This is a genomic window from Frankia sp. CeTa3Moorea, from assembly GCF_978021225.1.
Genome location: NZ_CDXDOR010000009.1, coordinates 1 through 19101, shown reverse-complemented (window position 1 = coordinate 19101; position 19101 = coordinate 1). Strand labels below are relative to the sequence as shown.

16 protein-coding genes are annotated in these 19101 nt (G+C 70.9%); 9 read left to right on the top strand and 7 right to left on the bottom strand.

Annotated features, from left to right (window positions below; genetic code table 11):
* Positions 1–3: 3 nt before the first annotated feature.
* From AC08OV_RS03300 to AC08OV_RS03290, 3 genes are all read right to left on the bottom strand, one after another.
* The gene (locus AC08OV_RS03300) at positions 4–2604 is read right to left on the bottom strand and encodes a hypothetical protein (protein ID WP_476619278.1); all 2601 of its coding nucleotides are present in this window, start codon (positions 2602–2604) and stop codon (positions 4–6) included.
* On the bottom strand, positions 2601–4226 hold the full coding sequence (locus AC08OV_RS03295) for a hypothetical protein (protein WP_476614654.1): 1626 nt from the start codon (positions 4224–4226) through the stop codon (positions 2601–2603). Before AC08OV_RS03295 ends, AC08OV_RS03300 begins: the two co-directional genes overlap by 4 nt.
* 226 nt (positions 4227–4452) lie before the next feature.
* Positions 4453–6018: a site-specific integrase gene (locus tag AC08OV_RS03290; RefSeq protein WP_476614653.1), complete on the bottom strand. Its 1566-nt coding sequence runs from the start codon at positions 6016–6018 to the stop codon at positions 4453–4455.
* A 62-nt stretch (positions 6019–6080) separates the two neighbouring features.
* On the opposite strand from AC08OV_RS03290, the gene AC08OV_RS03285 reads away from it, so the two are divergent.
* Both AC08OV_RS03285 and AC08OV_RS03280 read left to right on the top strand, forming a co-directional pair.
* Entirely contained in the window at positions 6081–6407 is a 327-nt protein-coding gene (locus AC08OV_RS03285) for an NUDIX domain-containing protein (RefSeq protein ID WP_476614656.1), read from the top strand.
* Positions 6408–6757: 350 nt separating this feature from the next.
* Complete coding sequence (locus AC08OV_RS03280; RefSeq protein ID WP_476614652.1) at positions 6758–8899, top strand: B12-binding domain-containing radical SAM protein; 2142 nt, start codon at positions 6758–6760, stop codon at positions 8897–8899.
* Positions 8900–8918: 19 nt separating this feature from the next.
* On the opposite strand, the gene AC08OV_RS03275 is transcribed toward AC08OV_RS03280, so the two are convergent.
* A complete protein-coding gene (locus AC08OV_RS03275) occupies positions 8919–9539 on the bottom strand; it encodes a hypothetical protein (RefSeq protein ID WP_476614651.1) in 621 nt (206 codons plus the stop codon).
* A gap of 83 nt (positions 9540–9622) precedes the next feature.
* Here AC08OV_RS03275 and AC08OV_RS03270 point away from each other — a divergent pair, with 83 nt between their 5' ends.
* Positions 9623–10723, top strand: a complete 1101-nt coding sequence (locus AC08OV_RS03270; RefSeq protein WP_476614650.1) for an aldo/keto reductase — start codon at positions 9623–9625, stop codon at positions 10721–10723.
* Positions 10720–11547 carry an endonuclease/exonuclease/phosphatase family protein gene (locus tag AC08OV_RS03265; protein ID WP_476619277.1) on the top strand — a complete coding sequence of 276 codons (828 nt, stop codon included), beginning with the start codon at positions 10720–10722 and terminating at the stop codon, positions 11545–11547. The genes AC08OV_RS03270 and AC08OV_RS03265 overlap by 4 nt, the downstream gene beginning before the upstream one ends.
* 10 nt (positions 11548–11557) lie before the next feature.
* On the opposite strand, the gene AC08OV_RS03260 is transcribed toward AC08OV_RS03265, so the two are convergent.
* The gene (locus AC08OV_RS03260) at positions 11558–12253 is read right to left on the bottom strand and encodes a hypothetical protein (RefSeq protein ID WP_476619276.1); all 696 of its coding nucleotides are present in this window, start codon (positions 12251–12253) and stop codon (positions 11558–11560) included.
* A gap of 316 nt (positions 12254–12569) precedes the next feature.
* Here AC08OV_RS03260 and AC08OV_RS03255 point away from each other — a divergent pair, with 316 nt between their 5' ends.
* From AC08OV_RS03255 to AC08OV_RS03240, 4 genes are all read left to right on the top strand, one after another.
* Positions 12570–13349, top strand: a complete 780-nt coding sequence (locus tag AC08OV_RS03255) for a ribulose-phosphate 3-epimerase (protein WP_476619275.1) — start codon at positions 12570–12572, stop codon at positions 13347–13349.
* Positions 13350–13411: 62 nt separating this feature from the next.
* A complete protein-coding gene (locus tag AC08OV_RS03250) occupies positions 13412–14260 on the top strand; it encodes an SAM-dependent methyltransferase (protein ID WP_476619274.1) in 849 nt (282 codons plus the stop codon).
* A 118-nt stretch (positions 14261–14378) separates the two neighbouring features.
* A complete protein-coding gene (locus AC08OV_RS03245; RefSeq protein WP_476619273.1) occupies positions 14379–15110 on the top strand; it encodes an AAA family ATPase in 732 nt (243 codons plus the stop codon).
* 339 nt (positions 15111–15449) lie between these two features.
* On the top strand, positions 15450–15797 hold the full coding sequence (locus tag AC08OV_RS03240; protein WP_476619272.1) for a hypothetical protein: 348 nt from the start codon (positions 15450–15452) through the stop codon (positions 15795–15797).
* 64 nt (positions 15798–15861) lie between these two features.
* Here AC08OV_RS03240 and AC08OV_RS03235 read toward each other — a convergent pair whose 3' ends face one another.
* Both AC08OV_RS03235 and AC08OV_RS03230 read right to left on the bottom strand, forming a co-directional pair.
* On the bottom strand, positions 15862–16512 hold the full coding sequence (locus tag AC08OV_RS03235; RefSeq protein ID WP_476619271.1) for a 2'-5' RNA ligase family protein: 651 nt from the start codon (positions 16510–16512) through the stop codon (positions 15862–15864).
* A 275-nt stretch (positions 16513–16787) separates the two neighbouring features.
* Positions 16788–17987, bottom strand: a complete 1200-nt coding sequence (locus AC08OV_RS03230; RefSeq protein ID WP_476619287.1) for a helix-turn-helix domain-containing protein — start codon at positions 17985–17987, stop codon at positions 16788–16790.
* 612 nt (positions 17988–18599) lie between these two features.
* On the opposite strand from AC08OV_RS03230, the gene AC08OV_RS03225 reads away from it, so the two are divergent.
* A partial coding sequence (locus AC08OV_RS03225) for a hypothetical protein (protein WP_476619270.1) occupies positions 18600–19101 on the top strand: 502 nt, incomplete at its 3' end.

Here is a 19101-nt window from a genome sequence, read left to right as displayed (position 1 = left end):
CTCCTACAACATGTGGTGGAGTCGAGTAGGGAGTCCGTCAGCAAGGGCCGATGAGGTGCGGGTCGGTGCGGGCGTGAGACGAACGGCGTTTCTCTGATCATGTCCTTGGTCCTGTGCTTGGCTCAGTTCCAGAGACAGCTCGACGACGAGTCTGCGCAGGGTCGCGGCGGCGGCGCGTTCCTCGGCCAGCTCGGCTTTGGACGCGGCGAGTTTCTGCATGAGGTCGGCGTTCTCCTCGGCGAGGTCCCGCAGGGCGGTGGGTGTGGAGTTCTGTGCCTTGACCAGCGTGCGGAAGACCTCGACCAGGTGGGAGTGGTCGGCGTAGACGACGTCGCGGCGCAGGCCGGACTCGACGATCAGCTCGGTGACGGTGAGTTTGCCGGAGCGGGACCGCAGTGGGGTTCCGGCAAGCAGCCGCGCGGTCGCGGCCTCGATGGCGGATCTCTCTGCCGGCGGATTCCGGGGCTGGCGGGTCATCACTGGTCTGCCTGGTCTGCCCGACGGGGCGAGGTCGAGATGTGCCGGTCGATGGTGGCTTTCGCGGCTTCGGCCTGTGCGTGCGCGCGGTCGCGGAGCGGCTGCGGTGTCAGCGGGTCGCCGATGGTGGCGTCCAGACGATTGAGCCGTGCGCGGAGCTGGTCGATGCCGCGGTCGGTGTAGGCAAGGTTGGGGCAGGTGGACCGGCAGTGGAACTCCTGCGGCCCGTCGGGGGTGAGCCCCTGCCGGGCGAGGACGCGGCGGCATTCGGCGGTCTCGGCGCGGTAGACGCAGGTGAGGCCGTCGCCATGATGGACATCGGGGTCCGAGCTGGCGAGGAGCCGCCGGGCGTTGCGGGCCTGGTTGACAACGCGGCCGTGGAACCGTGCGCCCCGGGTGCGGTATTCGGCGGCGGCGGGTCCGCTGATGTGCTCGCCGTCGGTGAGGAGCCGGGTGTCGGTCTGCGTCTGTTCGATGACCAATTCCAGGCGTTCGACGGCGAGGTCGTCGAGCCAGGAGGTGTCCGCGGCGCCCGCGTAGCTCAGGGTGACCTTGGTGTGGACATGGCCGTATTGCAGGGCGGCGGCGATGAGGCCGCCGGGGGCGGCGGACGATGCTGTGGGCGAGGGTGCGCCGGAAGCGGGTGGCGCGCAGGTGCTTGGTCGGATCGGGTGGGATCGGCAGGGTGCCGTCCGGGTGGGTGAAGGTCGTGTTGACCCAGGTGATGAGGTCTTCCAGGTCCTGGTTGATGGCGGCGGTGGACCGGGCGTGGGTGGTGTTGGCCCGGCCGGTGTGGGCGGCGATCGGGCTGGCGGGGAACAGGAACGGGAAGTCGGCGAGGGTCTCCAGCATCTGCACGGCGGTGTGGACCGGGGCGACGACGACCCAGGGTCGGTCGGGTTCGGCCCGGCCGGAGGTCAGGGGGCTGCGGTCGTAGCCCTTGCCGCGCCGGCCGTGCACCAGGAGTTCGCCGGTGCGGGGGTCGCTGCCGGAGCAGCCGTGGGGCAGGGTGAGGACCTCACCGGGGCGCATGCCCGAGAGATAGCAGATGACGGTGAAGGCGGAGGCATAGAGCAGCCGCACCAGGGTGGGCAGCTCGCGGATGCTGATCGGGTCTGGCCGCCAGGGGATGCCGTCGAGGTGTGCGGTGATGCTGCCTATGGTGGTGTCGGTGGCGATCGGGAGTCCCGCGTTCTCCAGCAGCGCCCGCTGCCGTGGGGGCAGCCCGGCGCGCTTGTCCGGAGGGACTCCGATCAGGCGCAAGATGTGAGCGCCGTTGACGACAGTGCCGCGGGCGGGGTCGTGCCGTCCGGGCAGCGGGGTTCCGCGTCTGCTGGCGTGGTGGAGGAACAGGTCCAGACGGTCGGGGATGCCCAGCCCGTCGTAGATCTGCTGGGAGGGGTGGGAGCCCGCGTCGAGATCGTGGAACTCGTGCCAGGCGTCGCGGATGTCCGGGCCCAGGGTTTCCACCATGCGCAGCGCCCAGGCGAGCAGGGCGTCCATCGTCGCCGGGGCGATCCGGGGAGTGGCGTTCTCCCTGCCGCCGGGTGGGAGGCGGACCAGATCCTTGGCCGCCAAGCCGTTCCACGGGCAGACCCGAAGCCGGCATGCGGTCGGAAGACGTTCGCGGTAGAGCCACAGGGTGCGGACGGCGGCGAGGAGATCCGTCTCGCGGGCGGGGCTGCGGCCCAGTCCGAGGATGTGGGACCGGTAGGCGTCCAGGTCGGCGGTGGTGACGTCCCTGAGGCTGCCGACGGCGCGTTCGTTGAGCCAGGTGGCGAAGACGAGCAGGTCGCCGAACCAGTAGCTGAGCGTGGCGACGCTGGGCCGCTCACCGGGCCGCTGCACATGTGGCGACGCCGGGTAGGGCTGCTCCAGCGCGGTGTGGAAAAACGTTTTGAACGGCCCGACGAGCCGGGCCGGGTAGCGGCGCCAGTCCAGCGCGGCGACGGTGACGTGCGCGTCGGGATGTGCCGGGCTCAGCTGCCAGACCATGTCCCCGAAGCGGGACAACAGCGTCTCGTCGGTGCCGGGGCGCAGCGGCCGGCCGGCCAGCACGATCGTGTCGTCGTCCGGCCAGCCGACGGCATCCTCAATGTGCGCCTGCGAGTGCGCCGCGGTGGTCATCGCAGGTCCCATCGGCCGTCGAGTAGATCGTCCACGAGCTGCTGCTGGCGGGCGGTCACGCCGGCGCGGGCGTGGTCGCGTTCGGCCGGCGTGTAGTGGTTCAGGATCTCCTCCAGCTGGTCGAGCCGTCGGCGCAGATGGGCTTCCCAGACGGCCGGGGTGAGGTTCGGTCGCAGCGCGCGTAGCCGCTCGGCGGCCAGCATCTGCACGCCGAGCTGGTGGGGCAGTGCGCGGGCGTTCGGGCAGTCCAGGCAGTCCAGGAACGACGCCGGGCATGGCTGCCCCGCCGTGATGTGCGGGCCGTCGCGGTGGTCCGTGCAGGAAGCAAGGGCGGTGTCCTGCACCCCGGAGATCATGCGCCGCAGGGTGTCCTGGTCCATCCCGGCCGTGGCCGCCGCGGCGGTGGGGTCGCGGCGGGCGTGGGCAAGGAAGGCCACGGTGAGTACGGGCATGCCCTGGGCTGCCCGCGCGCTGTCGACCTGCTCGCGCAGCGCGGCACCGACCACGGTGCGGCTGTCGTCCTGGACCGTGCGGCTGCGCCGGAGATAGTGGTCGTTCATGGTCTGCCGGGTGTGGGCGATCGGCTGCCGGCGGCGTTCGATCACGGTCTGGCGCAGGCGTCCGACGTGCACCGCCGGTCTCGTGCCCGGACCGGCCTCGGCGGCGGCGGGGAAGCCTCGGCGGCGGGCCCACCAGAGCAGGTCCGTGGCGTTGACCCCTTCGGTCCAGCGGGAGCCGAGCGGGCCGGGCCGGGCGACGAAGGCGCTGAATGCCGAGGTGTGGCCGCCGTGCCGGCGGGAGAGCTCGGTCAGCTCCACCAGCAGCCGGTAGACCCGCAGCGGAGAGCGGAACAGCCGCGTCTCCTCACCGGCTGCCTCCAGCCCGGCGGGCAGGTCCTCCAGCGCGATGACCATGTGTTCCCGGTCGGGCCCGCGCCGTGGCTTGACCTCTTCGACGAGGGCGACACCGGTGTCGCCGTCGCCTCCGTCGGGCCGGTGGTGTGCGGCCGGCCACGCGGCGACGGTGCCGACGTTCTCTCCGGTCAGCGCGACCAGCAGCAGGCAGAACGCGACCGCCTCGTCGCTGGACAGGCACAGCCGCCCCCCGACGGCGGTCAGGCCACCGGCGTCCCGAACGGCTCGGGAATGCCCGCCCGAGCCGACGCGAGGAAGATCACCGGTACGGTCGAAGACGTCCAGCAACACACCAAGCCCACTCTCCGGGCTCTCGGACGGCAGGGCACCGGTGCGGAAACGATCTAGCAGTTGGCGGCTGGCCCGGATACGGTCCCGGGCCAGCCGCACGTCCCGCCGCACCACGGTCATGATCTGCTGCCATTCCGTGTCGCCGTAGCCGACGACCGGGCTCACTGGCGCCGCTGGCGCGAGCCGCGCGGACAACAGCGCCGTCCGCGCGGGCTCGGGCAGCTCCGGATCGTCACGCAGCAGCACCCGCAGCCGCTTGAGATACTCCCGCTCGCTGGGCTGACCGCGGTAGCGCAGGACAAACGCGGTGACGTGCGCGGGCCGCAGATCGACCGGGCCGGACGGGGGCGGTGACGCTCCGGCGAGCGACGCGGCGAAGCCCCGCAGGACATCGAAGTGCCCCACGGCGGTGCCCATCCGTTTCGTCGCCGAACGTGGACCGGCCCGGCGGGCGAACACCCGGGCCAGCCATCGCTGGACGTCCTGCTCGACGGCAGACCGGCGAAGTCGAACGTTCGCTCCCGTCGGCCGGACTCCTCGACGAACCGCACCCGCAGGCCGTCCCCGTCGGCCTCCAGCCGCTGCGGTGGCCGCCAGCCCGTGGCCGGCTGCGTCGCGCGCCGGCCACCCGCCCCGGTGCCGCTCACCCGGCGCTCCCCGTGCCGCTCAGGTCCGCCCCGGTGAGTACGCGTCCGCTGTCGGCGGCCACCGCGCGCAGCAGCGTGTCGACGGCGGTCTGCTCCTCGCCGTCCAGCAGTGCCATCAGATAGTCGACGTCCAAACGGGTGAACGGTTCCAGATAATGGTCGCGGGTCGTCGACGGATCGGCGTGTCCGAGCAGACCGGCAAGCTGATACCAAATATCCCCGAACTGCGTGCGATAGTCCTTCAGCTCTTCGGCGGTGAAGCCCGTCAGCCGGTTGTTCCACACCATCGACAGGATCGAGAACCATTTCAGCGCGAAGCTGTGCCGGCACATGTGCGGCGTGCACCACGACGGCGCGCTGCCCATCCGGCCCGCGGCCGTCCACGCCCCTGCGACACGACGGTTTGCGGCGGTGAACGTGTCCTCCCAGCCGTGCGGATGTTTCGGTAGCCCATCGCGTCCCAGCCACACAGCCAGCGGCTCCAGACCGTTATCAGTCCGCCGGAAGAGGCAGCGGCGCTCGTGCGGGCCCAGCACGTCCACCGACATGCGGACCGGCCCGGCCGCGCCCTCCAGCGTAAGGATGCGGGAGCGGGGGTTGTAGCCGCTGACGAACCGCCGGACGGTCAGCTGTTCGTAGCGGCCGGCTTGCTGTGCCCAGCGGACCCTCTCGCCCCGGGAGCCCTCCTGCGGGTCCAGGTAGCCGCGCACTGCCGTCAGCGCCCGACGCGGTATCCGGTAGACCCGCCCGTGCCGGCCGCCCTTCGCGCACGCCGCCGCCAGCCACGCCCGCGGAAAACGATCGCCGCCGTCGCCGGGCAGCTCGACATCGAGGATGCTCGCCCACTCGGTCAGCCGCAGCCCCGTCCCGTACAGGCCGTCGACGAACGCGACGTCCCGGTCCTCATACGGGCCGCACCAGTCCGGGTGCCGGACGCCGTCGAAGCCGTAGCCGCGCAGGCCGATGTCCCGCCACTGCTCGAACGCCCTCCGCAACATCCACTTCACCTGCCGCCGCGGCGCCCCCGCCGGGCGCAGCGGGTCCCGAGACCCACGCCAGCCATCGACGTCGTCACCTGGCCGGCCGGTACGTGCCCACCGGCCGGAGGGAACCGGGTTGACCACGCCGTAGCGCACCACCGCCCACGAGTAGAAACAGTTCAGCGCCGCCCGGTCCGCGTCGAAACTCGCCGGCGCGACCCGGCCGTCGTTCGCCCGGTCGGTCACCCGCCAGTCCTTGAACGCCTCCACATCGCCCGCAGTCGCCGTGTCCCACTGCCGCCCGAACACCTCCAGGAAGTTCAGCCAGACCACCAGCGAGTAGGCGTAGCGCCGCCACGTCGACGGCCGCGCCGCCACCATCGGACCGGTACGGAAGAACAGATTGACCCGGGAATCGACCATACCCGACGTTTTCATAATCAGTGGAGTGCCGTGCCGCGCGCCGTTACGCGCCGCCCGCTCGTGTACATCACCCAGCCCGACGAACCCCTCAACCTCAACACCAGGAAGCTTGGCTGTAAAGTTATAGAATTCAACTATCCAGGACGCGCTGTTCTCCACGACGATCTCCCTGAGGCTCTTGAACCCGACAGCGGAGCGAAGCCTAGAGAACGTCGGGGAAGCTGGAAGCCGGCGAGGACGTCGCCGCCGCGATCTGCCGCGAGGCCCGCGAGGAGATCGGCCTTCACCTGGGCCGCGGGGCGCTGTCGCTCGCCTCGACCGTGCACTTCCGCAACGAGCACGGCGAGGGTCGGCTCGGGCTGTTCTTTCACGCGCAGTCGTGGGAGGGCGAGCCGGTCAACGCCGAGCCGCACAAGTGCGCCCGCCTCGGCTGGTTCCCGCTCGACGCTTTGCCCGACAACACCTACCCCTACACGCGGATAGGTGTCGAGCTGTACCGGAAGCGGCAGAACTTCGCCGTCTCCGGTTGGGCACCTGGCGACGCCTAGCACGTCACGTCGCGCGGCGTGGACGCCGTATCCGTGGGCAGCTGGCGGACCTGTTGAACCGGGCGCCAGCCTGCTTCGTCAGCTGCCCATGTGTTCGCGACGGCGATCAAGAGCGTCCGGCCGGGTTCGACGTGAAGTCGACGCTGCGGCCGAAGTTCTGGGGGCTGTAGGCCCTGTCTGTGCAGGTGGCGGCCCCGCGTGGTGGGGAACTGCTTGTTCGCGTCCCAGGGAATGACCATCCTGTGCGATGTCGCGGACAGTGACAGGTGCTACACGCACACCGCCGAAGCTGGTCCAATCCGGGGCCATCCGTACGGCGGTGGAGCACCGTCCGTCCGGAAGGCATCGCCGTGGAGCATCCCCCTGAGCCCCTCGCCCGTCTGGTCACCGCTGTACGCCTCGCTGGCGCTAATCCGGCTGCTGGCCCACCCGATCACAGTGAGCTGCTGCTCCACCCACTCGCGCTTCGCGACTGGGTGGAGCGGCAGTGTGCCGGTGAGGTGAGGCGGGTTCGGGTCGCGGGCGCGCTCGATCGCCGTCTGGTTTTCGTCGAGCGTGGTGAGGGCCGGTGGGTGGTGGCGGACCTGTCGGGTCAACCGCACGGTTCACGGGCCTGGCCGGCGTGGACACGGGACACGGTGGTGCTCGACGAGCCGGCGTCCTGGCTGTCGCTGGCTGACGTGGACGAGCCGGGCGTGGAGCGGTTGTCGCGGCCCGGGGTGCTGCTGGCGGCGCTGTATCACCCGGAGACGTTCCCGCTGCCGCGGTTTCCGCTGGGGATCAGCACGGTGGCGCGCGCGGCGCGTGAGACGCTGCTGGGCACGGTGTCCCTGGCCGACATGCAGCTCGGGCTCACGCTCGACGGGCTGGTCGCCCGTGTCGAGGCGGACCGGCCGGACGTTCTCGGGGTGTCGGCGACGTTCGGCCAGTACGACCTGCTGGTCCAGCTGCTGGAGTCGGTCTACGCCCAGGATGATCCGCCGCTGGTCGTCGTCGGCGGCAGCCTCACCGTACGGGTCGAACGGGTCCTGCTGGACCGGTTCAGGTCGCTGCTGGTCGCCAGGGCGGGCGGGGAGGCCACGATCAGCGCGCTGCTGGCGCACTGGCACGGCGACTGCGCCCTCGACGAGGTCCCAGGACTGGGATATGTGGGAGCACCGCGCGGGAGTGGGTTGGCGGTCGGGCGGCGGAAGACCGCGAGACCCGTCACCCGGGACGTGACGGCCGACGTCGTTCCCGAGCTCGACCTGCTGCCGGCGACGTTCGACCATCACGGTGTCGCGCAGTTGGAGACCAGCCGGGGCTGCACCAGCTACTGCTCGTTCTGCCCCCGCGACCACAAGGGCAGCTGGGCGGGGGCCGGTACGGGCCGGCTGCCGTGGCTCCTGGGCGAGCTGTCGGCGGTCTTCGACCGCTACCCGCAGGTGTCGCGGACGTTGTACCTGGTCGACGAGGAGTTCCTCGGCCGCAGGCCCGACGCCGCCAGCAGGGCGTTAGAGCTGGCCGGTCTGCTGCATGCGGCGGGCTTCGGCTGGGAGTCGAGCTGCCGCGTCGACCAGGTCGTCGACGCCGACCGCGGCCTCGACTGGCATGTCGACCGCGCCGAGATGTGGCGGGCGCTAGTCGACCGGGGCCTGCGGCGGATGCTGTTCGGCGTGGAGTCCGGGGTCGACAGCGTCCTCGGCCGGTTCGCGAAGGACACCACGGGCGAGCAGAATCTGCTGGCGGTCCGGACCCTGTCCGCACTTGGTGTCCCGACTCGGTTCACCTACATCACCTTCGACCCGCTGATGACCCTCGACGAGCTGAAGGCCACCCATGCGTTCCAGGGCCGCACCGACCTGCTCCTGGCCCCGCAACGAGATCTTCCCCCTGCCGAGGTCGTGCGAGGGGTCCGGGACGCGCAGTTCGTCGCGACGGCGAGCACGGGCCAGCCGTTCTACCAGGCCATCTCCTACCTGCTGGTCAGCATGGAATGCCTGATCGGCGCCGCCTACACCCGACGAGTCCAGCACGCCGGCCTTTCCGGGGCGGTGACGCCGAGCATGGGCCGGGTCGAGGCGAGCTACGCCGACTGGCGGATCGGGGTCGCCGCCGGCTGGGCGCAGCGCTGGGTCGACCGGCACTTCGCCCTCGACTACACGTTCAAGTCGCTGGAGAAAGTCCTCGACGGCGACCCCCGCCGCCAGGTCCGCGGGGCCCGTGGCGTACTCAAGGACGCCAGCTACACGGTGCTCGGCGACCTGATCGCCGAAGTCGACACCCAGCCTCTCTGCCACGATCCGGCGGCCGAAGCGATCCTGGGTGCCCGGATCTGGCAGCGGGTCGAAAAGCGCCTCGCCCTGCTGCGGGGCGTCCTCGCCGCCGCTGTGCACGACCTGCTCCCCGTCCTCGACCGCGAGCACACAGCACTGCTCGCCACCGAACACCGGCGATGGTCCGCGGCCAGCGGCTGGACACTGATCAACGCGGCGGACTCCTGTGCCAGCTGACCCGCAGGCCCGCAACCGATCAGGTGCCGGACTTCTCCGGGATCGGCACCCAGTTGAACTCCGGGCAGAACCGGGCGTACGTGACCAGCTTCCACGCCGCGTAGTCCTCCAGCCGGCCAGTCTGGCGCAGCAGGTGCTTGACCCAGGTGTGGCAGACCCGCTCGTCGTGGCTCATCGCCTCGTCGATCTGGTCGAGCATCCGGCAGGCGACCGCGAAGTCGTCCACCGTCAACGCGCTCAGGTCGATCTCGACGTCGTCCACGGTGAAGGCGAACACCAGCCGGGTCGTGGAGAAGCTGGTGTAGCGCTCGCCAAGGAAGCGGGCGCTCCCGTCGAGCGTGGCCATCAGCTCCGCACGGCGTTCCACCGGGTAGCCGATGCCCAGGTCCAGATCCGAGGTCTCCAGGTTCAACCGGGTGCCGAACGAACCGACGTCCCACGGCCGATGCCCGGTCCAGCGCTCGATGAGCTCCGACGCCCTCGTCCGCACCGCGTGCAGGCGTTCGTCGTGGGCGCGCATCGCCGTGTAGAACGCCTCGGCACGGCCGTATTCGGCGTCGGGGAAGTCGCTACGGTCGGCCCACCCCTTCGCCCTGATCGCATCCAGGTCCAGCAGGGTGGCGGGGTCCGGAGTCGTCATGCCGGTGACCCTAACGTCACAGCCAGCAGCGCCCGCACACAGGCCGATCCCAGAGACCGTCGGCGGACAACGAGGGGAACGAGATGGCGGCGACGAGTCCTCTGACAGCCCGAACGCTCGCCGGCGGGCTGACCGTTCATCCGATCGGCGTCGGTTGCTGGGCCATCGGTGGCCCCGACCACAACCTGGGCCTGCCGATGGGCTGGTCCACCGCCGACGACACAGCCTCCCGCGCGGGGTTGGAACTCGCGTACACCCTGGGAGCGAACCTGTTCGACACCGCTGATGTCTATGGCCACGGCCGCTCCGAACGCCTCCTCGGCCACCTGGTCGAGCATGTGGATCGGGACAGCGTCGTGCTGTCGTCCAAGGTCGGCTATTTCGCCGGCACCGCCGCCCATGCCTACCTGCCCGCGGCGATGCGCCGCCAGTTGGAGACGAGCCTGGAGAACCTGCGCACCGACCGGCTCGACATCTACTTCTTCCACACCAGCGAGTTCGGCGCCGACGACCGCTACCTCGACGACGCCATCGCCCAGATGCGCGACTTCCAACGCCAGGGCCTGGTGCGCTGCGTCGGCATGCGCGGCCCGCACCGCTACGCCCCTCACCGGCTCACCCAGCCACCATCAGCCCGGCCGGACAAGCACGCCCGATTCCGGGTCCTGTTCGACCGCATCCGCCCCGACTTTCTCGCCGTCCGCCACAACCCGTTGACCCCACCGCCGCTGGCCGGCCAGCCGGACATGTTCACCCTCGCGGCCGAGCACCGCACCAGCATCCTGATCAACAAGCCGCTCGGGCAGGGCCTGCTCACTGGCAAATACGACCCGCAGCGGCCACCCCGCTTCGGCGACGGGGATCACCGGCAACGCAAACGCTGGTACACCCCCGACGCGCTCGCGCTCGTCGACCGCCGGCTCGCGCCCCTGCGCGACCGGTTCGGCTCCTCGACCCGCGACCTGGTCCGGGTAGCGCTGGCCTTCAGCCTTCAGCGCGCCGCCAACGCAGCCGTGCTCGTCGGCTTCACCACCCCCGACCAGGTCCGCGAGAACCTCACCGCCCTGGACACGCCGCTGTCCGCCGACGACCTCAGCTTCGTCCGCGCCACCCTCGGCCAGCTCCAGCAGGACCTCGACGCCGCTGGCGAGGTCTTCCTCGACGAAACGGCCCGGCACGCATGAACCCGCAGCAGTCCCTGTTCCCGAGCCCGACCGCGGCGGCTCCCGCGTCCACGACCGAGCTGCGGCTGGTCACGTTCAACGCCCAGCACGCCGCACCCGACCGGGCCCGCCGCCAGGCCGCCTGGCTCGGACAGCAGCCCGCCGCCGACATCGTCGTGTTCACCGAGGTCGGCCACGGGCCCGGTGGTCAGGCGCTCCTCGACGCGCTCGGCCACCACGGTTACATCCACCTCCACGCCCCGCAGCCGGACCTGCCCGACTACCGCACGGTGATCGCCTCCCGCCACGCGCCGCTCGAACCCGTGCCCGCTGGCATCGACGTCCTTGCCCACCGCGCACCCGCCGTCGACCTGCGGATCGGTGGACAGCGGCTGCGTCTGGTCGGCCTCTACGTCCCGTCCCGGGGGCCGGCCGAACGCCGCAACGAGAACAAGCGCGCCTTTCAACATGCCGTCACCCGCGCGCTGCCCAATCTCCTCGCCGGCTTCGAGGGGCCGGTCGTGGTCACCGGCGACCTCAACGTCGTCGAACCCGGCCACGTCCCGCACTACCCGGTCTTCGGCCGCTGGGAGTACGACTTCTATCGTTCCTTCACCGACGCCGGCCTCACCGACGCCTACCGCGCCCTGCACCCCGACGCCCCGGGCCACAGCTGGTACGGCCGCGGCGGCAACGGCTACCGCTTCGACCACACCTTCCTCACCGTCGACCGGCTCGACTTGACCCGCTGCGACTACGTTCATGCCCCTCGCCACGACGGCCTCAGCGACCATGCGGCGATGGCCATCGCCGCTGTCGTTGCTCCCGGGCAGCTCCAGCCGTAGTTCGCCGGCGTCAGTTCGATTCCGCCGCGATCCAGGCGAGGATCACCCGCCGTACGAAGGCTCCCCCTTCGGCGAGGCCCATGGCCGACGTCTTGCTCGGGGTGCCGGGCATCCTGGCGTGCCGTGCGGCCTGTCCGCTGATGCCGGGATGGTTCGCGGCCTGCGTGAAGGCCCGCGCTTCGGCTTTCGTCACCCAGCCGAGGGCTGCCGGGTCGCGGCCGTCCTGCACGATCTCCCACACCTTGTAGAGCTCGACCCACCCAAGGTGCGTGGTCCGGCCGAGAATCGCCAGGGCCTCCGCGAGCGCCGGACCGCGGGCCGCGGCAGCAGCCTGCGGAGGGCCCGGCGGCGGTGGCGGCTCGGAGGCCACCGCGTCACCTCCTATGACGACGCTCCCGATGCGGGTGGTGCACCTGATCGTCTTAGGCGTGAGGACGGCATGACGCCGATCACCGTCGTCGTACATCCCGGTCAGCTCGACGGCGTGGAAGTCGGTGCTGTTCAACCAGCCGATGCCGTTGACCCAGGCGAGCACCCCGGCCGCTGCCTCGTAGAAGGCCGTGTCCTCGGGCCGGTGGTCCACCGCCGTCGAGGTGAGGTAGTAGCCCTCCTCGTCCCGGACGACCTGAGTGCCACCCGTGGGCAGGACCCGCGAGAGCAGGGCGAGGTCGGTCTCCCCGCCCCGTAGACGCGCTTTCAAGGCCATTCGCCCAGCGTACGGTCCTTGGCGATCTCCTCTGCCACACGCGGATATCAACGACGCCTACTGCGGTGGGCGAAGCCGCTGCTGGCGCTCGGACTGGCAGACACCGGTGACCGCTCCATCCCTCGACCTACACGGACGATCTCGACGCACTGAGGTTCTCGCGGCGGAAGAAACCGTCTGCCTGGTGAGCCATCTCCGCTGGTCAGTGGCCCTCCAACGGCTCGAACGGCTTCTTCGTGCGCGGGCGAATGACCAGCCCCGCGCCGGCTGCAACCATGATCTCGAACATTCCCAAGGTCGAGAGGTTGCGCAGCCGATGACGACCGAGCAGACGACCTTGGCGAGCCGGCCAGCCGGTTGGCTGGCTGCGCTGCCCGAACGCCGGCTTCTGCTCGATGTGTCGCTGTGGTCTGCGGATCTGGCCGCGCTCGGGACGGAGCTCGATCGGACCAGCGGCGTCGCTGACCTGATCCACTTCGACATCGCGGACGGGTACTTCGTGCCGGACCTGATGTTCTCCCCAGCCATGCTTGCGGTCCTTCGCGCTCGGACGACGGTCCCGTTCCACGCCCACCTGCTGGCGCGCCGGCCGATGGCGCTCATCGACGCGGTCACCACCGCTGGCGCCGATCTGATCACGGTGCCAGCCGAGATCGACGATGCCGCGCGTGCCCTGCATCGCATTCGCGAGAACGGCAAGGCGGCCGGCCTAGCGCTCGGGATGGACACCCGGGTCGTCGATGCGCGTCCCTACCTCGGCGCGATCGACGTGCTCGTGGTCGTCTGCACACCTGGCGGCGCGCGGGACGCCGCGCTGACCCTGGCCGCTCTGCGCCGCGTCCACGCCGCTCGCCGACTCGTTGAGGCGACCGGGCACCAGCGCCCCGTGCGGCTCCTGGCCGAGGGAGGGGTCGGCGCGCGCACGGTTGGGCCGCTCAGTGTCGCCGGGGTCGACGGCCTCGTCACCGACCTGCCCGTCCTCAGCGACGACCCCGCGGGCACCGCCCAGTGGCTTCGTAGCCAACGCCCGGCGGGACAGCGCCCTGCGCCGAGGCCACGTCAGGACGGGCAGGGGTCCACGCGCAGACCCACCTAACGTGCGTGGATCACAAAGAAACGATCATGAATCCGATTGAGTCGACAAGGGGTAGGGCACCAGTGGCGGAACAGGACAGCACGGTCGACGGCTGGAACTTCCAGTCGGCGGCGCCGAATGGGGCGGTGCCGACGGATCTGCGGCCCGATGTGCCGCACCTGGCCCGGATTTACGACTACTGGCTCCGCGGCAAGAACAACTACCCGGCGGACCGGGCTGTCGCCGAGGCCATGATCCAGACGGTGCCCGAGATCCATGAGGGTGTGCTCGTGAACCGGGCGTTCCTGCGCAACGCGGTGCGCTTCCTGGCGGCCGACTGCGGGATACGGCAGTTCCTCGACATCGGTACCGGGCTGCCGGCAGCCGACAACACCCACGAGGTCGCCCAGCGCGTCGCTGCGGACGCCCGCATCGTTTACGTGGACAACGACCCACTGGTCCTGCTGCACGCCCGAGCGCTGCTGACCAGTACCCCCGAGGGTCGCACGGCCTACCTGGACGGCGACGTGCGCGACCCGGCCCGCATCCTCGAACAGGCCGCCGCGACGCTCGACCTCACCCAGCCCGTCGCCCTGATGCTCGTCGCGATCATGCATGCGATCCCGGACGACCAGGACCCGCACGCGGCCGTACGCATGTTGCGCGATGCCGTGGCGCCTGGCAGCTACCTGGTGCTGTCGCACCTCGGCCTCGACGTCTACCCGGACAAGACCCACCTGAAGGCGGGCGTCGACCAGGTCAACGCCGCCGCCCCCGGCACCCTGTTTCCACGGACCCGCGACCAGGTGGCCGGCTTCTTCGACGGCTGGGAGCTGATCGACCCCGGCCTCGTCCCCGCACCAGCCTGGCGCACGAGCAGCGAGTCGGTCTCCGCGATGTGGGCCGGTGTCGCCCGCAAGCCAGCCGCCTAGGCTCGGCGACCGCACCGGCCCAGCCCTCTTCGGGGCGCGTGCTTCACCGCGAGATGTCGGTGGCTGCCGCTAGCGTCCGCACCGACTATCGGCGCTCGACCGGCTCTTGGAGGCTTCCGTGACCCGATCCGACCAGCCGTCCCATCACGGGTTTGTGGCTGTCGAGGGCCTGCGCTGCACGGGGAAGTCCACGTTGGCGACCGTGCTCGCCAGCCAGCTCGGCGCCACTGTCATCCCCGATCCGGCCGAGCTGTCCTCGCCGCTGCCGCACCCGCCGAGGACCCTCGGCGACGTCCGGTCCGGTCTTGACCACCTGCGCGGCGTGGAGCGGCAACGCGCCGAGGTCGCCCGCCGGGCACGCACCGGCCTCGTGCTGTTCGACCGCAGCCCGCTGTCGCACATCGCCCACCAGCACGCCGTCGCCCAGCTCGGTGTTCCTGCCGACGCCGGCTACGCCGCGCGGACGTTCACCGCAGAGGCCCGCGCGGGCCTCACGCTGAGCCCCGGCCGCTACCTGTATCTGCGGCTGTCCCAGGCCGCGGTCGCCGCGCGGCAACGCCGTCGCGGGCCGGTGCACCCGCACCTCGTCGACCCCCGCTTCGTCGCCGCCACTGACCGGGTCTTCCTGCGCTACCTGGACGCGCTGCCGGACGATCGGCGCCTGGTGCTCGATGCGGGCCTGCCCGTCGGCCACCTGGCCGCGACCGCCGCGGCCTTCCTCGCTGCGAAGCCGACCTCGTCGCCACCTGGTGCCTGGACGCTCATACTCGACGCCCCGCAGGCCGTCCCGGCGGGTTTGTCCACGCCACCCCGAGCCACCGCGGCCGGCGACGTCGAGGCGAGACTGTGATCGTGTCCGAATCCCGCTCGGTCGACCGTCAGCTGCGGGCGGCGGCGTCACATTTTGGTCGACGCCGGCGAACCGCCCAGGTCGGCGTCCCCGTGCTGGTCTGCGTCCCAGGGTTCTGGCTGTGGGCCCAGCTGGTCCGCGCCGGCATCAGTGCCGGCCGGCTGGCGCTGTTCGGGACCTGGTTTGCCGGGACCGTGGGCGTCGGCCTGTTGCTCGCCGGCCGGCGGTGGCTGGCGCTGTTGGACCGCCTGCCGCTTGCGTCCCCGGGATGCCGGCTGGCCTATCACGCGCTGCGCCTCGACGAGTTCGCCCACGATCCTGAGCTGCGTGGCCTCCTGAGTGGCGTTCTCGGCGACGGCGTTGGACGCCGCCGCGCACGCCGCCCGAGCGCTCCAGCGCAGCCTCGATCAGCAGACGCCGGCGGGTACGGCTGCCGCGGACCTCGCCGCCTACGCGGCGTCCAGTGCCGAGCGGGTCCGGGTGGACATCCTGCGCGGGGTTGAGGAGTTCCTCGCGATCTGGGCAGACCTCGTCGCCGGGCTGGGGAGAAGGGTCGAGTCCCGCCCGCGATCAGAGCTGTCCGGGTCCTCCTCACGGGCGGATGCGACCCAGCGGGTGCCGGCAGATCTTGCCGAGATCTCCGCTGTCCTCGTCGGCCTCGCTCAGCTGGCCCTCACCCGGCCCTGAACCACCGGCCCGCCTCCCCGTTGCAACCCCGCGCCGTCCGACCCGGGCGACCAGACGAGACGTGTTAGGCGCTCAGAGGGACGACAGCCACGGTGTCCCACTGGTAGGTGCCGCCGTCGCGGTACAGCCGCACCAGTCGAAGATCTGCCACAGATACCTCGGCCGGCGGCAGGTCACGTAGACCCGCGACCCGGCGGATGATCGGCTCTGCGGGCGTATCGCGGTTGCAGTAGGCGATGCCGACGTGCGGACGGAAACGCTGCTCGACGGCGGGCAGGCCACAGGTGGCGGACACGTCGTCCACGGCGTCCCGCAGTCGGGCCAGTGGTTCCCAGGGGGTGACGGTGAAGCGGACGGCGCCGCTCGATCCGGCCAGCGGTCCGACCCGCAGCCGGAACGCCGGCAGGTCACGACACCGTTCCGGGACCCGGCGGGTGACCGTGCTGAGGGTGGCGGGGTCGATCTCGTCGGTGAACGCGAGCCGGCGCACGGTGAGGTGCAGCCCGTCGGCGGGCACCGGGTCGAGGCAGTCGAACGTGCGTAGCTGCTGCTGGCAGATCGCGGCGAGGTCGCGCAGCGCGGTGCTGTCGAACGTCAGGAACCAGTGGAAGCTGCGCCGGCCAGGGGTCCAGCCGGGCCGGTCCCAGTGGTCGGTCATCGAGGGCAGGACTCGGAAGCGTTCCCAGTCGTCGTGGACCGGGTCGTGCTCGCTCACCGCGGCGCGCCGTGGGTCAGTGCCTGCGAGACCTCGGCCAGTTCGGCGACGGCGGGCAGGGCCCGCCAGGGCGCGGTGCGGCGGGCGAGTTCCCGGCCGCGCTGGCGGATCGACTCGATCGGCGCGGCACCGGCGCGGGTGAGGGCCTCGACGCCGAGCGCGGCGCCGTGTTCCGGGTCGGGGTCGTCGCCGGCCGTCAGTGCGGTGGCGACATCGAGGGTGATCAGGATGTCGCTCCAGTGGGAACGGTCGGCGCCCGGCAGGCTGCTGGCGGTCTACGCGTAGCTCTGGACGAGGGCGGTGTCGCCGGTGCCGACGTGGGCGGTCGCGGCGTTCGCCGCGATCCGCGCGTAGCTGTAGGGGCCGAAGGAGATACACGGCGACATCCCCTCGGGCAGCTCGGCTCCCTCGGCGAGGTCGAACGCGCGTCCGACGGCTTCCCGCACACCGTCGCGGTCGCCAAGCTGGCCAAGGGCACGGGCCTCGCCGTTGACCGCCAGCCGGATCGCCTGCGGCCCGCCCGCGGCGTAGGTCTGTCCGTCGCGGGCCCGCTCCAAGGCCAGCCGGTAGTCGCCGGCGTAGTAGGCACACAGGCTTTCGGTGCCCCGAACCCAGGCCGCCAGATCGCTGTCCTCGACGGCGAGCGCGAGGGTGAACGCCTCCACGCAATAGGCACGCGCGAGCGGAAAATCCCCGAGGTTCACCGCCATATAGCCGGCCAGCCCCGACAGCCGCCCAGCGGAGCGGAGCAGCCGGATACGGTCCCGGGGCAGCTGCCAGCCCTCGACGAGGGCTTGCACGCCCTTCCGCTGCCGCACGACAAGAGGCATCAAAAGCGCTGGGCCCCGTGCCTCATAGGAGGCGACACTGTCCTCGACGAAACCGTCAAGATAATCAAGAAAAGGAGCCTGCACAGAGGGTCCCGCAAAATACCGTAGCCGAACGCCGACGTCGAGCAGCTCCGCCTGCCGATCATACCCACCACCGAAGGAAGCGGTCACGTCCCCGGCTGGCGAGACCATCACCGAAGCGGACGATCTGATGCCTTCTCCGGTCATCTCGACCTGCGACGCACCCCTGGGCTTCGGCACTTCTTCGGGCCTGGCCCGCACCGTTTTCGGCGTCTTGCTGATAAGGAGAGCGTCGGCGGGGGTCAGGTGTTCACGGTCGTCGAGGTCGATCAGATTGTGGATGCCGGTGCCATAGACCTCGGCGAGCAGCGCGAGGATTTGAGGAGTAGGACGGCGGCGGTTGTTCGGCAGCGGCCAGTTCTCCAGCTCCGACAACCGCGGGCCGGTCATAGTGGCGGCGCCGTGGGGGTCCAGACCGGCGCGGGCGGCGTGGGCGTTGATGCGGCCCGCGGCCTGCGTCTGGGTCCAGCCGTGCGCGACACGGTAGGCGGCGCGGGGGCGCAGCTGGTAGCGGCGGGCGAACTCGACGGCGATCTCGTCGTGGGACATGCCCGCCGTGCGCATCCGCGCCCGCAGTTCCGCCTGCTCCACCCGCAGGCTGGGCCTGGTCGTCACGAGGTCCTTGGCTCCTTCCGCGTCCGCACCAGAACTGGTGGCGGACGGCGAGTCGGAATGCGCCAACAGTAGCCCTCGACGCTCCTCGTCCCAAGCGGTCCAGCAGGTCCCGCCGTGCCGGAGCGGCGACCTGTCTCGCCGACTCGACGGTTCTGGCGCGTTCGCGGCTGCTGAAGGGGGCTCGTGGCTGTGGTGCGCGCCGTCGGCGGTGTCCGCGTTGGCGGCCTGCTGTCCGCCTACGGCCGCCGTTCGACGACGACCCCTGCACGCCCCACATCCCCCGTTCGGGTCTGACAGCGATCTAGTGCAGTAGTCCGATCGGGTGGGTAGCGGCTAGTCCGGTTGAGTCATTTCCCGCTGGGATGCCGGTCCCACTGCGTAGTGGGACCGCTGCGATGCGACGCAGCCGGAGTAGTCCTAGATGGAGGGTTTTTCCTTTCCAGGGCGAGTTGGTCGTTCGTTGGGATTTCCTGCGAGGTGGGCACTGTGGCGGTCCGGGCTCGTACACCACGACGTCGCCGGCGGGCTCGGCGGGGCGCCGTCGGCGCCGTGACTGCTGCCGTGGTGCTGCTCGCCGCCTGTAGCTCTGGCGGTTCCACGCCCGACCCGACCGCCAGCAGCGGCGCTGCCTCCTCACCCGCGCCGTCGAGCGGGACGCCGTCACCGACACCGACGTCTCCGGCGGACCTCGCCCGTCGGGACGCGGTCACCGCGTACGTCGGCATGTGGAAGGCGTACGCGCAGGCCAGCCACACCTCCGATTGGCAGGCGCCGTATCTGTCGCAATACGCCTCGGGCGACGCCTTGCAGGTCATCACCGGCAACCTGTATGCCGACCACTACAACGGTCTGGTCGCCAGGGGCGAACCGGTGAACAACCCGCGGGTGACGTCGGTGAGTCCGGAAGACGTGCCGAAGTCGGTGATGATCGAGGACTGCGGCGATGACCGAAACTGGTTGCAGTACAGAACCGACGGGTCGTTGCTGAACAACACGCCTGGGGCATTGCATCGGATTGTCGCCGAGGTGCGGCTGCACACCGATGGCAAATGGCGGGTCACCG

Excerpts from the sequence above, each read along its gene's own strand:
- AC08OV_RS03270 (WP_476614650.1), top strand. The coding sequence starts at position 9,623 with ATGGCGGCGACGAGTCCTCTGACAGCCCGAACGCTCGCCGGCGGGCTG.
- AC08OV_RS03300 (WP_476619278.1), bottom strand. The coding sequence starts at position 2,604 with ATGACCACCGCGGCGCACTCGCAGGCGCACATTGAGGATGCCGTCGGC.
- AC08OV_RS03265 (WP_476619277.1), top strand. The coding sequence starts at position 10,720 with ATGAACCCGCAGCAGTCCCTGTTCCCGAGCCCGACCGCGGCGGCTCCC.
- AC08OV_RS03230 (WP_476619287.1), bottom strand. The coding sequence starts at position 17,987 with ATGCGCACGGCGGGCATGTCCCACGACGAGATCGCCGTCGAGTTCGCC.
- AC08OV_RS03260 (WP_476619276.1), bottom strand. The coding sequence starts at position 12,253 with ATGGCCTTGAAAGCGCGTCTACGGGGCGGGGAGACCGACCTCGCCCTG.
- AC08OV_RS03295 (WP_476614654.1), bottom strand. The coding sequence starts at position 4,226 with ATGGGCACCGCCGTGGGGCACTTCGATGTCCTGCGGGGCTTCGCCGCG.
- AC08OV_RS03275 (WP_476614651.1), bottom strand. The coding sequence starts at position 9,539 with ATGACGACTCCGGACCCCGCCACCCTGCTGGACCTGGATGCGATCAGG.
- AC08OV_RS03255 (WP_476619275.1), top strand. The coding sequence starts at position 12,570 with ATGACGACCGAGCAGACGACCTTGGCGAGCCGGCCAGCCGGTTGGCTG.